This is a genomic window from Bacillus sp. COPE52, assembly GCF_003355115.1.
GTDB classification, from domain to species: Bacteria; Bacillota; Bacilli; order Bacillales; family Bacillaceae_G; genus Bacillus_A; species Bacillus_A toyonensis.
The window spans coordinates 31,875-45,238 of record NZ_CP031292.1 but is presented as its reverse complement, the minus strand read 5'-3'; the positions used below and the strand labels follow the sequence as shown (position 1 = coordinate 45,238).

Below are 13,364 nucleotides of genomic sequence, written 5' to 3'. Positions count from 1 at the left end.
TAGTAACTGGATATTTAGGAGGCTAGTATGGAAGGGTATTATTATTGTAGGCATTGCGGGAGTAATGTAGGCTCCGTTACCGCAGAAAAAGTATATAGCGACGTTTTATTTCAACTAACAGAGCAAGAGGTAGTAGAGATGATTCATTTTCATGAGAATGGAAATATATATATAAAAACGATTTGTGAATCGTGCCAAGAAACGCTCGCATCTTATCCTGAGTATTATGAATATGAAAAATTTCTACAATAAAATGTTGTCGCTTTGGCATGTCCAAAGCATTTTTCTGTTTTCTTTTTCCAAAATATTTGCATAAAATATGGTGACTTGCTCTTTATGTTGAGAGGAGTTTTGATAATGATAGGTTTATTAGAGCAATTTTATAAAAATGAAGAAATACAATCGGTTATTAATGGGTTAGAAGATGGTTTAAAAGAACAACTTATATCAGGTATGGCAACATCTTCTCGTTCATTATTAATGGCAGCTTTATATAAAAAAACAAAGAAATCGCAACTTATTGTCACACACAATCTATATCAAGCACAAAAGGTACATGAAGATTTAGTGGCATTACTTGGTGAAAAAGATGTATGGCTGTACCCAGTAAACGAATTAATTGCATCAGAAATCGGTGTTGCAAGTCCAGAATTAAAAGCGCAACGCATTGAGGTGCTAAATCGTTTAGCGGCAGGAGAGAATGGGGTTATTGTAGCGCCAGTCGCAGGATTACGTAGATTTTTACCGATAAAAGAATTATGGAAGCAAAAGCAAATTGAAATTAATCTAGGGCAAGAGATTGATTTAGAGGCGCTCTTGCATACATTACATCATATTGGCTACGAACGTAAGTCGATGGTAGAAGCTCCGGGGGAGTTCAGTTTGCGCGGGGGCATATTAGATATTTACCCATTAACTGAAGAATTACCATTCCGTATTGAATTCTTCGATACAGAAGTCGATTCTATTCGATTATTTGATGTGGATGAACAGCGTTCTCAAGATAAAAAGGAAAGTGTTAAGTTTGGTCCGGCAACAGAGTTTTTATTTTCACAGGAAGAATTGAAATCGGGAATTAAGCATCTTGAAGAAGGTTTGACTAAGACGATGCAAAAACTTTCCGATGACAAATTAAAGACTGCAGTGCTTGAGACAGTAAGTCATGAAATTGAAATGTTGAAAAATGGCCAAAGTATAGAACAGATGTTTAAATATTTATCTATTTTCTATAAAGAACCTGCTAGTCTGATAGATTATTTACCAGAAGATGGTGTTGTAATTTTAGATGAAATCTCTCGTATTCAAGAAACAGCATCACATCTTGAAACGGAAGAAGCGGAATGGTATATATCACTTCTTGGTGAAGGAACAATAATTCAGGATTTATCTTTCTCCCACTCATTTGAGGGATTTCTTCATCATAAAAAAAGAAGTTTTGTATATTTAACGTTATTCTTACGCCATATAGCACATACGCATCCGCAAAACATTGTGAATGTGACATGTAAAACAATGCAAGATTTCCATGGGCAGATGCAGTTATTAAAAACTGAAATTGATAGATGGAATGAAGGGCACTTTACGACTGTTGTGCTTGGAACAGATGATGAACGTGTAAAAAAACTACAACATATTTTAAGTGATTATGATATTGAAGCGGATATTGTAGAGGGCACAGATATTTTATTGCCTGGAAGGTTACAGATTGCTGTAGGTGATTTACATGCAGGATTTGAAATGCCGATGCAAAAGCTCGTTGTCATTACTGAAAAGGAGCTTTTTCATAAGAAAGTTAAAAAATCACAACGTAAGCAAAAGTTATCTAATGCTGAGCGTATTAAAAGTTATTCGGAATTAAAAGTTGGAGATTATGTAGTTCATGTAAATCATGGTATAGGTAAATTTTTAGGTATTGAGACATTAGAGATTAATGGTGTTCATAAAGATTATTTAAATATTAAATATCAAGGTAACGATAAGCTATATGTTCCAATTGAACAAATCGATCAAGTGCAAAAATATGTGGGTTCTGAAGGTAAGGATCCGAAAGTTTATAAATTAGGCGGGAACGATTGGAAGAAGGTCAAAACGAAGGTTGAAAAATCTGTACAAGACATTGCAGATGACCTAATTAAATTATATGCTGAGCGCGAAGCTTCAAAAGGCTATGCATATACACCAGATACGGCAGAACAACAAGAATTTGAATCTTCCTTCCCGTATCAAGAGACAGATGACCAATTACGTTCTATTGAAGAAATTAAGAAAGATATGGAACGCGGACGTCCGATGGATAGGCTTCTTTGTGGTGATGTAGGATATGGAAAGACCGAAGTAGCTATTCGTGCAGCATTTAAAGCAATCATGGATGAAAAACAAGTTGCGATTTTAGTACCGACAACAATTCTGGCACAACAACACTATGAAACAATTCGAGAGCGTTTTCAAGATTACCCGATTAATATAGGGTTACTAAGTAGATTCCGCACGCGGAAACAACAAAACGAAACGCTTAAGGGGTTAAAAGATGGCACAGTAGATATTGTAATCGGAACGCATCGTATTTTATCTAAAGATGTTACTTATAAAGATTTAGGACTTCTTATTATTGATGAAGAACAAAGATTTGGTGTGACGCATAAAGAAAAAATTAAACAATTAAAAGCAAATGTTGATGTGTTAACCCTAACGGCAACGCCAATTCCACGTACACTTCACATGTCTATGCTTGGTGTGCGTGACTTATCTGTCATTGAAACGCCACCAGAAAATCGTTTCCCAGTCCAAACGTATGTGGTGGAATATAATCCAGCGTTAATGAGAGAAGCGATAGAGCGAGAGCTTGCAAGAGGTGGGCAAATTTACTTCTTATATAACCGGGTAGAGGATATCGAAAGAAAAGCAGATGAAATTTCGATGCTAGTTCCAGACGCTCGTGTAACATACGCACATGGGAAAATGAACGAAAGTGAATTAGAGTCTGTTATGCTATCGTTTTTAGAGGGACAGCATGATGTTCTTGTAAGTACAACAATTATTGAAACAGGTGTAGATATCCCGAACGTTAATACGTTAATTGTATTTGATGCAGATCGTATGGGACTATCGCAGTTGTATCAGCTTCGTGGGCGTGTTGGGCGTTCTAATCGCGTTGCATATGCATACTTTGCATACAAACGTGATAAAGTGCTATCAGAAGTTGCAGAGAGACGTCTACAAGCAATTAAAGAGTTCACAGAGCTTGGATCTGGTTTCAAAATTGCGATGAGAGATTTATCAATTCGTGGTGCGGGTAACTTGTTAGGGGCAGAACAACACGGGTTTATTGATTCTGTCGGATTTGATCTATATTCTCAAATGTTAAAAGATGCAATTGAACAGCGCAGAGGAACCGATGGAGTTGAAAATACAGTTAATGTTGAAATTGATTTAGAAGTAGATGCGTATTTACCAGATGCTTATATTTCAGATAGTAAACAAAAGATTATGATGTATAAACAATTTAGAGGTGTTTCTACAATTGAGGATATTGAAGAATTACAGGAAGAGATGATCGATAGATTTGGTGATTACCCACAAGAAGTTGGTTATTTATTACAAATTGCAAATATTAAAGTATTGGCAATGAAAGAACAAATCGAATTAATTAAGCAAAATAAATTTGAAGTAACAATTCTGTTCTCAGAACAAGCAAGCCAAAATATTGATGGTGGAAAATTATTCATGCTTGGAAATAGTTTTGGGCGTATGATCGGTCTTGGAATGGAAGGATCACAATTGAAAATCGTTATGAAAACGAATGGATTAGAGACATCGAAGTGGTTAACAATTGCTGAAAATTTATTAAAAGGCTTACCAGATGTAAAAAAAGAAGTAATAAATGCCTAATATTAGATAAAAAAATACAATTCGACGTGCATAGAAGAACTAATGTGTAAAATACTATGTCTAACAGTTGGTGATTTTTACATGAACAGGTAAATTCACCACTTTGATCATCAGTAGAAAGTGAGGCAGCATTAGAATGAAAGCAACTGGAATCGTACGTCGAATTGATGATTTAGGCAGGGTAGTAATCCCGAAGGAAATTCGTAGAACTTTACGTATTCGAGAAGGAGACCCACTAGAAATATTTGTTGATCGCGATGGAGAAGTAATTTTGAAGAAATATTCTCCGATTAGTGAATTAGGGGATTTTGCAAAAGAATATACGGAAGCTTTATACGATAGCTTAGGACATAATGTGCTTGTATGTGATCGTGATTCTATTATCGCAGTAGCAGGCATATCTAAAAAAGAATACTTAAATAAAAGTGTTGGCGATTTAATTGAGAAGACAATGGAAGAGCGTAAGTCTGTAATTATGACGGACGAAAGCGAAATTTCAATTATTGATGGAGTAACAGAAAAAGTTAGCTCCTATACAATTGGCCCGATTGTTGCGAATGGGGATCCAATTGGAGCTGTTATTATCTTCTCTAAAGAGGCTATTATAAGTGAAGTAGAGCATAAGTCAGTAAATACAGCAGCGAGCTTCTTAGCGAAGCAAATGGAGCAGTAAAGATATATAATTTTAGAAGTTGCAATCTTTCCTAATTATGATATTTCTTTTGAAAAATCAATTATTTGGAGATATAGGTATATTGAATGAAGGTAGCGCTTTGCTACCTTTTTTCGTTGAACACTTTTAGTTTTGTAAGAACTCTTTATTACTCGTGGGTGTAAGGGAGCCTGTTTTTTCTTTGTGATATAATACGAGAGGTGAGAATAGAAAAAGGAGTTTTCTTGTATGGAAGCGAAGAAGTATCAAGCCTTTTGGCGTGGGGCTATTATATTAACGATCGCAAGTTTTATTACAAAAGTATTAAGCGCTTTTTACCGTATTCCATATCAAAACATAGCGGGAGATGTTGGTTTTTATATTTACCAACAAATTTATCCGTTTTATGGATTTTGTTTAATTTTAGCTACTTATGGATTCCCTATTATAATTTCAAAAATGGTTGCAGAAAGATTAGAAAGAGGAAAACAAAAAGAAGCAGAAGAAATAATTTGTGTATCTTTTTGGTTTTTATTAGGAATTGGCTTTATAGGGTTTTTCACATTGTTCTTTGGTGCCGAAACGATTGCATCGGCTATGGGTGATGTACACTTATATAAGTTATTACGTGTTATTTCATTTTCATTCATATTAATGCCATTCTTATCCGTAGCGAGAGGATATTTTCAAGGATTTAATAATATGATGCCGACGGCTGTTTCACAAGTAATTGAACAAACGATTCGTGTATCTATTATTGTCTTTTTATCACTATTCCTAATTGCTCACGGATTTGATCTATATACAGTCGGTGCAGGTGCTATGTTAGGTTCGATTGCAGGCGGGCTTATTGGGATTATCGTACTTTTACTTTATATGCGTCATGATTTTCGCGCCATTTTCTTTAAAAGCTTGAAGAGAGTTGGGGGAAAAAGAAGAATTGTTAAAATCCTTTTTTGGCAAGGAATAGCTATTTGTGTTAGTAATTTAGTCCTTATTTTTATACAAATGGCAGATTCAGTTTCCTTCTATACTTTACTCATTGGGGCAGGGGAACAGGCTGAAAGTGCAAAGGTACTAAAAGGTGTTTATGACAGAAGTATCCCTCTCATGCAATTAGGTACTGTCGTGACAACTTCTTTCTCATTGTCACTTATTCCAATTATTACAGCGGCAAAGGAAAGAGGAGATCTTGCTTTTATTCAAGAAAAGGTAAAGTTAGCGATGAAAATAACACTTGTTATTGGATTTGCAGCAGCCATCGGATTAACTTGCATTATTCAGCCTACAAATATTATGTTATTTGAGAATAGTGATGGGTCAGATGTGTTATCGATTTTATCTTTATCTATTTTATTTAGTTCATTGTCAATTACAACTGCTTCTATTTTACAAGGGCTGGGACAAACATTAAAACCAGCAATATTCGTTGTATTTGGAGGTTGTTTGAAGTTAGTTTTAAACTATATGTTAATGCCGCATTTTGGAGTTAAAGGAGCTGCGATTGCAACTTTAATTGCGCTTGTTGTAATTGCCTTGTTAAATAGTGTATTACTTATGCAATCTGTATCGGGGTCGCTTATTGATAAGCAGAAGATGTTCGGTATAGTTATTAGTGGTATCGGTATGGGATTTGTATTAATAATGTTTATTCGTGTGTTACAAATGTCTGGGTTAGTAATTGATGGGAATCATAGAGGAATCGCGACATTTGAAGCGTTGTTAGGTGTAGCTATTGGCGGATTGACATACATGTTTTTAATTTTAAAATTACGTGTATTTACAAAAGAAGAATTAGGATCCGTTATGAAAAAAGAGAAAAAAGAAGGTTCATTGAAGAAGAGTGGATAGAGGTGACAGGTTGTGAGTGGAATCATTACTATTTTAGGATTAGGTGCTGGTGAATTAGATCAGCTAACGATGGGCGTATACCGAAAGATAAAAGTAGCAGACCATATGTTTGTTAGAACGAAGGAGCACCCGGTTATAGAAGAGTTGGAGAAAGAAGGTATAAAATATACGGCTTTCGACAATATATATGAAGCGCATGATACATTTGAAATTGTATATGAAACAATTGCGAATACATTGCTAGAACAAGCTGAAGGTGCAGAAATTATTTATGCTGTTCCAGGTCATCCGCTAGTAGCAGAAAGAACAGTTCAGCTACTTTTAGAAAAAGGAGAAGTAGCAAATGTTGAAGTGCGAATTGAAGGTGGACAAAGTTTCCTTGATCCAATGTTCGCAAGTTTAAAAATCGATCCGATTGAAGGATTCCAATTAATTGATGCTACATCATTTGAAAGAGGGCAATTAGAATTACGTCAACATTTAATCTTTTGCCAAGTGTATGATGCGTTCGTTGCTTCAGATGTGAAGTTAACATTAATGGAAATATTGCCAGATGATTATGAAGTGTATATCGTAACAGCTGCAGGAACTTCGTTTGAACAAGTCAAAAAGGTACCGTTGTACATGTTAGATCATGAAACAGAATTGAATAATTTAACGAGTGTGTATGTACCACCAGTTCAGGAACGTGCATCCTTGTATCAACAGTTTGATGTACTGAGAGAAATTATTGCAGACCTTCGTGGACCGAATGGTTGTCCGTGGGATAAAAAGCAAACACATCAATCTTTAAAGAAGTATTTAATTGAGGAAGCTTATGAAGTATTGGAAGCAATTGATGAAGAGGACGATGATCACTTAGTAGAAGAGCTAGGTGATATATTATTACAAGTCATGCTTCATGCCCAAATTGGAGAGGATGAAGGTTGGTTCTCCATCGATGATATTATTCGAACTTTATCGGAGAAAATGGTTCGTCGTCATCCACATGTGTTTGGAAATGCAGATGTAAATAATGCTGAAGAAGTGATTGCGAATTGGGAAGAAATTAAAAAACAAGAAAAGGGATTCGTAAAAGAATCTGTTTTAACTGGAATTCCAAAAAGTTTGCCGCAATTAATGCGTGCCTATGAAATTCAGAAGAAAGCTGGAAAGGTTGGATTTGATTGGGTTGATGTACAGCCAATGATAGAGAAAGCCCTAGAAGAATGGCAAGAATTCCAGCAAGAAGTTATAAATATGGATGAGGAAAAGATGCTAGGTGAATTTGGCGATTTACTATTTGCATTTGTTAACATAGCTCGTCATTATAAATTAGATCCAGAAGAAGCATTACGTTCAACTAATGAGAAATTTATGGGGCGTTTTTTATACATGGAAGCAAAAGTAGCTGAAATGAATAAAGAAATGCAAGATCTGTCATTAGAACAGTTGGATGTTTTATGGGAAGAGGCAAAGCAAACAGAGCGTTAATAGGGGGATTTGATATGCGTCTAGATAAATTTTTGAAAGTGTCACGTTTAATTAAAAGAAGAACATTAGCAAAAGAAGTATCTGATCAAGGAAGAATATCTATCAATGGTCAAGTCGCAAAAGCGAGTTCAGATGTGAAAGTGGCTGATGAATTAACAATTCGTTTCGGTCAAAAAATAGTAACGGTGAAAGTAAATGAATTGAAAGAAACAACAAAAAAAGAAGATGCAGCAAATATGTATAGCCTAGTTCGCGAAGAAAAAGTAAAAGCAGAAGAGGGCTTGTTCTAAAATCTGCTATCCCTTCATACATTACTATTAGCTAGTATAAAGCTATGGGGGGATTTTCGTGAATAATGGTTACTCACCTATGTCTTCTAATCAACAAAATGTTTCTGTAGAGCATGATATTATTATGCGTGGTAGGCGTGTGATCGATATTACTGGTGTAAAACAAGTAGAGAGTTTTGATAGCGAAGAATTTTTACTCGAGACTGTGATGGGTTTTTTAACAATTCGTGGACAAAATTTGCAAATGAAGAATTTAGATGTGGAAAAAGGTGTTGTATCGATTAAAGGCAAGATTCATGAGATGTTGTATATTGATGAGAATCAAGGGGAGAAAACTAAAGGCTTCTTTAGTAAGTTGTTTAAATGAGTCTAACAATTCAGTTGTATACAATGCTTTCGATGATCGGAATGGGTGCTTGGATTGGAGCATCATTAGATACATACCAACGTTTTTTAAAGCGTCAGGAACGTAAACGTTGGATTGTATTTATACATGATATACTATTTTGGGTTGTCCAAGCATTATTCGTTTTTTATGTATTACTTCTCGTAAATGAAGCTGAACTACGTATATATGTATTTTTGGCATTATTATGTGGTTTTGCGGCATATCAAAGCTTATTGAAAGCACTATACATGAGGTTGCTAAATTTTCTCATCTATATTTTTGTGCAAACAACACATTTTTTTGTTCGAATTATACAGCTACTCATGATAAAACCTGTTATTATTATAGCGCAGCTATTTATTGCATTTATATTATTCTTATTTCGTATACTGCTTTCAATTGGACATGTGTTATGGAAAATGGTGATTTGGATATTACTTTTCATATGGAAAGTTTTTTTCTGGCCTGTTCGATTTATTGCTTTGCTCATATGGAAACTTCTCCCTAATCGTGTTAAACTTTTTATAATGAAACATGTAGGGTTCCTGCAATATATAGCAAAATTGAAGGGACACATCTTCCAACTATGGGAGCGTATAAAAAAGAAGTTAGGGGGACCTCGGAAATGAGGGAACTGAGACAAAGAACAATCGAAAAACAGAGTCCAAATCCTGTTAAAGAGCATATAATACAAACGGATGAGAACAGGAAGCGACTTTATCGCCGTTTAGCGGTTTTTCTTGTCTTTGCTTTTACAATTATTGCGAGTATTAGTGTAACTTTTTATCAACAAAACAGTTCCATTAAAGCAAAAGAAGCAAAAGTTAAGGACATGAAAAAAGAACTAGATTCATTAACGAATAAAGAAAAAAGTCTAAAAGACGAAGTTCAAAAGTTAAATGATGAAGAGTACGTATTAAAGATTGCTAGAAGGGATTATTTCTTCTCCGGAAAAGGGGAGATAATTTTTCCTGTTTCTAAGTAAAGTATGTCTTATTGACACTATATTTTAGGATTATATATAATAAAGTAAAATTTGACTTTTTAATCACTAAGGAGGAGCATTTTTTTTATGTCAATCGAGGTAGGCAGCAAGTTACAGGGTAAAGTAACAGGTATTACAAATTTTGGGGCTTTTGTGGAGCTGCCAGAAGGCTTAACGGGTCTTGTTCATATTAGTGAAGTTGCTGATAATTATGTGAAAGATATTAACGATCACTTAAAAGTGGGCGACCAAGTAGAAGTAAAAGTTATTAATGTTGAAAAAGATGGGAAAATTGGTCTATCTATTAAAAAAGCGAAAGAACGTGAAAAAACAGAAGGAGATCGTCCACGCGGTGAATACCAACGCGGTGGTGATCAACAACGTTCTGGACGTCCACAACGTAATAATCGCTCTTTCAACAGAGATAATCGCGGTGGCGGTAACGACCGAGCTCCAAAAGAAACATTTGAGCAAAAGATGGCACGCTTTTTAAAGGATAGCGAAGATCGTTTAACTTCTTTAAAGCGTAACACAGAGTCTAAACGTGGTGGCCGTGGCGCACGTCGCGGATAATAAGAACGTTTAGTTTTTAACATATAGAGAGGTACCCAGAGTGATGGCTCAGGGTGCTTTTTTATATGCGAAAATATATTTTTTAAAAAAATTTTTGAGATGTGTTGACTTTAAATGATATCTGATGTAAGATACTAATTGTCCGTTAAATAAGACGACATGGCGGTGTAGCTCAGCTGGCTAGAGCGTACGGTTCATACCCGTGAGGTCGGGGGTTCGATCCCCTCCGCCGCTATATTTAATTTAACGGCCCGTTGGTCAAGTGGTTAAGACACCGCCCTTTCACGGCGGTAACACGGGTTCGAATCCCGTACGGGTCATCTAAAAAGATCATGCAAACTTGCATGATCTTTTTTTGTTAAATAAAAAAGTAAGACATACAATACTTCTACAAAATCACCTTAAATTTTCTGAATCTTCAATATAATAAAGAGAGATAAATTACATACTATGTATATATGTAGAGTTATTTCGAATAAAAAGTCGAACGATTATAAAAGTGAAAACTGTTGTTTTGACAAAAATCCCAATAAGCATCTTTTATAATGACAGTAATTAAACTATGCAGGTGGTGTTAAAAATATGCCTAAAGCAGGAAGGAATACTATGAATACAAGTGCATTGGCAATGAATGAAAGTCAGCTTGGAGGAATAAAGTGGACGAGTAAGTTGCGAATGAAGTTTGAACAAGTTTTCTTTAGATGGGGATTTATTATTGTTGTTATTGGTTTTCTTTTGGGAAGAGCATATATATTAACAAACATTTTACCGTTTGCATTACCGTTTTTCGCTGCCGTTTATGTTATGAAGCGAGATAAAATGCCGCTCGCATTCCTAGCTTTAATGGGAGGAGCACTTTCAGTTTCGATAGATAATTTATTTTTTACTTTCGCGTCTATCTTTACTTTCTTCATTTATAATATCTTCTTTAGTCGGTTTACACGTAAAACTGTTGGACTTGTACCATTCCAAGTATTTATCTCCGCATTAACCGCACATTTAGTTGTTGTATATTTTGCACAGCAAACTATCACCATGTACGATTTGCTCGTTAGTACGATTGAAGCGGGGCTTAGTTTCGTATTAACGATGATATTTTTACAAAGTGTTCCGCTCTTAGTAGAAAGGAAAGGGAAACAACAAGCATTAGAGACAGAAGAAATTGTTTGTTTAATTATATTACTAGCATCTGTTTTAACAGGTACGACGGATTGGTTTGTATATGACGCTTCTATTCAACATATTTTCACTAGATATTTAGTGTTAGTATTTGCCTTCATCGCCGGCGCTGCTACAGGATCCACAGTTGGGGTTGTCACCGGCTTAATATTAAGTTTAGCGAATGTGTCCAGTTTGTCTCAGCTTAGCCTTCTTGCTTTTTCTGGATTGCTTGGAGGGTTATTGAAAGAAGGGAAGCGTCTAGGCGTTAGTTTAGGTTTGTTAATTGGGACAAGCTTAATTACATTATATGTAGATAAACAAACGAACATTGTAACAACTTTAATTGAATCAGGTGTGGCAATTGTTTTCTTTTTATTAACACCGAAACTTGTTCTGGATCGCATTGCTAAATTTATGCCGGGAACACAAGAGCATTCACAAGATCAACAACAATATTTAAGAAGAATGCGCGATGTTACAGCGAACAAAATTAATCAATTTGCAAATGTGTTTGCGGCTTTATCTAATAGCTTTTCTGTATATGGTTATGTGGAAGAGGAAGATAAAGAAACAGAGGCAGATTTATTTTTAAGTACAATTACTGCGAAAACATGTCAAACGTGCTTTAAAAAGGATCAATGCTGGGTGGTTAATTTCGACAAAACGTATGATTATATGAAACAAATAATGAGTGAAACGGAAGAAGGAACACTGCAGCATAATCGGAAGTTAGTTCGTGAATGGGACAAGCATTGTGTGAGAGGTAAGAAAGTAACAGATTTAGTAGCCGGTGAATTAGATCACTTTTATGAGGGACAAAAATTACGAAAACAAATGAAAGAAAATCGCAGAATAGTAGCGGAGCAATTATTAGGCGTATCAAAAGTTATGGAGGATTTCGCACAGGAAATACAAAGAGAGCGAGAAAATCATCAAGTACAGGAAGAACAAATTTTGCAAGCGTTTCGTGATTTTGGCGTCGAAGTGGAGCATGTTGATATTTATTGTTTAGATAGAGGGAGCATTGATATTGAGATGTTAATTCCGGCTGCATCTAATGAGCATGGTGAGTGCGAAAAATTAGTTGCGCCGATGCTTTCGGATATTCTAAAAGAAAATATTGTCGTTAAACATGAAGAAAAGTCTTCTTATCCAAATGGTCACAGTTTAATATCATTTGGTTCAGCAAAGACGTATTCTCTTGATACGGGGTTGGCTACAGCTGCAAAAGGCGGTGGGTTTGTTTCGGGGGATTCTTATGCGATGATGGATTTGAGTGTGGGTAAATATGCACTTGCGATTAGTGACGGTATGGGAAATGGGCAACGAGCTCATATGGAGAGTAAGGAAACGGTAAAATTATTACAAAAGATACTTCAATCAGGTATCGATGAGGAAATAGCAATTAAATCGATCAATTCAATTCTTTCTTTAAGAACGACAGAAGAGATGTTTACAACGCTGGATTTGGCGATGGTAGATTTACGGGATGCGAATGCGAAATTTTTAAAGATCGGATCGACGCCGAGTTTTGTTAAACGCGCAAATAATATTTTGAAAATTGAAGCAAGTAATTTGCCAATGGGGATCATTGAAGATGTTGAGGTTGATGTAGTGGGTGAGCAATTAAAAACGGGCGATATTCTTATTATGATGAGCGATGGTATTTTTGAAGGAGCGCAGCATGTGGAGAACCATGAATTATGGATGAAACGAAAAATTAAGGAACTGCAAACCGAGGACCCGCAAGAAATTGCTGATATCATTATGGAAGAAGTGATTCGTTCTTGTGATGGTTATATAAATGACGATATGACAATTGTTGTGGCGAAAGTAAAGAAGAATATGCCAAAGTGGGCTACGATTCCAATTGTAGGAATGCAGGCGCAATAAAGTAAAACTTTTATCTGCTACTGATTCATATAGTCTATTCTGAAAAACCTAGGCGAATTCCTAGGTTTTTTTGCTTTAAAAGGTAATGTTATTATTTTTTTGAATATGTGCGGAGGATGTAAGATAAAAATGTAATTTTTGTATATCTTTTTTTTGCACAATGTTTGTAAAAGTTGTACCATTATAGACAAGGTAACTAACGTTGCTGTT

Annotated in this window: 11 protein-coding genes and 2 tRNA genes; all 13 read left to right on the top strand. The window is 35.5% G+C overall.

The genetic code is table 11. From position 1 onward, the window contains the following. Positions 1 to 27 precede the first annotated feature (27 nt). The 13 genes from DPQ31_RS00240 (at position 28) to spoIIE (ending at position 13,154) form a co-directional block, all read left to right on the top strand. Positions 28 to 252 carry an anti-sigma-F factor Fin family protein gene (locus DPQ31_RS00240; RefSeq protein ID WP_000399441.1) on the top strand — a complete coding sequence of 75 codons (225 nt, stop codon included), beginning with the start codon at positions 28 to 30 and terminating at the stop codon, positions 250 to 252. A gap of 105 nt (positions 253 to 357) precedes the next feature. Beyond that, positions 358 to 3,888 carry a transcription-repair coupling factor gene (gene mfd, locus DPQ31_RS00235; protein WP_000579697.1) on the top strand — a complete coding sequence of 1,177 codons (3,531 nt, stop codon included), beginning with the start codon at positions 358 to 360 and terminating at the stop codon, positions 3,886 to 3,888. A 136-nt stretch (positions 3,889 to 4,024) separates the two neighbouring features. After that, positions 4,025 to 4,561 carry a stage V sporulation protein T gene (spoVT, locus tag DPQ31_RS00230; RefSeq protein ID WP_000648310.1) on the top strand — a complete coding sequence of 179 codons (537 nt, stop codon included), beginning with the start codon at positions 4,025 to 4,027 and terminating at the stop codon, positions 4,559 to 4,561. A gap of 228 nt (positions 4,562 to 4,789) precedes the next feature. After that, on the top strand, positions 4,790 to 6,391 hold the full coding sequence (locus DPQ31_RS00225; protein WP_085451296.1) for a putative polysaccharide biosynthesis protein: 1,602 nt from the start codon (positions 4,790 to 4,792) through the stop codon (positions 6,389 to 6,391). A gap of 12 nt (positions 6,392 to 6,403) precedes the next feature. Next, a complete protein-coding gene (gene mazG / locus DPQ31_RS00220; protein WP_087948811.1) occupies positions 6,404 to 7,864 on the top strand; it encodes a bifunctional methyltransferase/pyrophosphohydrolase YabN in 1,461 nt (486 codons plus the stop codon). A 14-nt stretch (positions 7,865 to 7,878) separates the two neighbouring features. Further along, complete coding sequence (locus DPQ31_RS00215) at positions 7,879 to 8,154, top strand: RNA-binding S4 domain-containing protein (protein WP_001234879.1); 276 nt, start codon at positions 7,879 to 7,881, stop codon at positions 8,152 to 8,154. A 58-nt stretch (positions 8,155 to 8,212) separates the two neighbouring features. After that, the gene (gene yabP / locus DPQ31_RS00210; RefSeq protein ID WP_001059100.1) at positions 8,213 to 8,521 is read left to right on the top strand and encodes a sporulation protein YabP; all 309 of its coding nucleotides are present in this window, start codon (positions 8,213 to 8,215) and stop codon (positions 8,519 to 8,521) included. Further along, on the top strand, positions 8,518 to 9,171 hold the full coding sequence (yabQ, locus tag DPQ31_RS00205; protein WP_208731454.1) for a spore cortex biosynthesis protein YabQ: 654 nt from the start codon (positions 8,518 to 8,520) through the stop codon (positions 9,169 to 9,171). Before yabP ends, yabQ begins: the two co-directional genes overlap by 4 nt. Further along, positions 9,168 to 9,527 (top strand): cell division protein DivIC, encoded by a 360-nt coding sequence (gene divIC, locus DPQ31_RS00200; RefSeq protein ID WP_001208736.1) that lies wholly within the window; start codon positions 9,168 to 9,170, stop codon positions 9,525 to 9,527. Before yabQ ends, divIC begins: the two co-directional genes overlap by 4 nt. A gap of 87 nt (positions 9,528 to 9,614) precedes the next feature. Then, positions 9,615 to 10,100, top strand: a complete 486-nt coding sequence (locus DPQ31_RS00195) for a S1 domain-containing RNA-binding protein (protein ID WP_000021451.1) — start codon at positions 9,615 to 9,617, stop codon at positions 10,098 to 10,100. A 161-nt stretch (positions 10,101 to 10,261) separates the two neighbouring features. Then, positions 10,262 to 10,335 (top strand) — tRNA-Met (locus DPQ31_RS00190). Positions 10,336 to 10,348: 13 nt separating this feature from the next. Continuing rightward, positions 10,349 to 10,420: transfer RNA gene (locus DPQ31_RS00185), tRNA-Glu, on the top strand. Between the two features lie 262 nt (positions 10,421 to 10,682). Then, positions 10,683 to 13,154: a stage II sporulation protein E gene (gene spoIIE, locus DPQ31_RS00180; RefSeq protein ID WP_001123547.1), complete on the top strand. Its 2,472-nt coding sequence runs from the start codon at positions 10,683 to 10,685 to the stop codon at positions 13,152 to 13,154. The last annotated feature ends 210 nt before the right edge of the window (positions 13,155 to 13,364 follow it).

Coding starts and splice junctions, on each gene's coding strand:
- DPQ31_RS00240 (WP_000399441.1), top strand. CDS start 28: ATGGAAGGGTATTATTATTGTAGGCATTGCGGGAGTAATGTAGGCTCC.
- DPQ31_RS00215 (WP_001234879.1), top strand. CDS start 7,879: ATGCGTCTAGATAAATTTTTGAAAGTGTCACGTTTAATTAAAAGAAGA.
- yabQ (WP_208731454.1), top strand. CDS start 8,518: ATGAGTCTAACAATTCAGTTGTATACAATGCTTTCGATGATCGGAATG.
- mfd (WP_000579697.1), top strand. CDS start 358: ATGATAGGTTTATTAGAGCAATTTTATAAAAATGAAGAAATACAATCG.
- DPQ31_RS00195 (WP_000021451.1), top strand. CDS start 9,615: ATGTCAATCGAGGTAGGCAGCAAGTTACAGGGTAAAGTAACAGGTATT.
- DPQ31_RS00225 (WP_085451296.1), top strand. CDS start 4,790: ATGGAAGCGAAGAAGTATCAAGCCTTTTGGCGTGGGGCTATTATATTA.
- divIC (WP_001208736.1), top strand. CDS start 9,168: ATGAGGGAACTGAGACAAAGAACAATCGAAAAACAGAGTCCAAATCCT.
- spoIIE (WP_001123547.1), top strand. CDS start 10,683: ATGCCTAAAGCAGGAAGGAATACTATGAATACAAGTGCATTGGCAATG.
- spoVT (WP_000648310.1), top strand. CDS start 4,025: ATGAAAGCAACTGGAATCGTACGTCGAATTGATGATTTAGGCAGGGTA.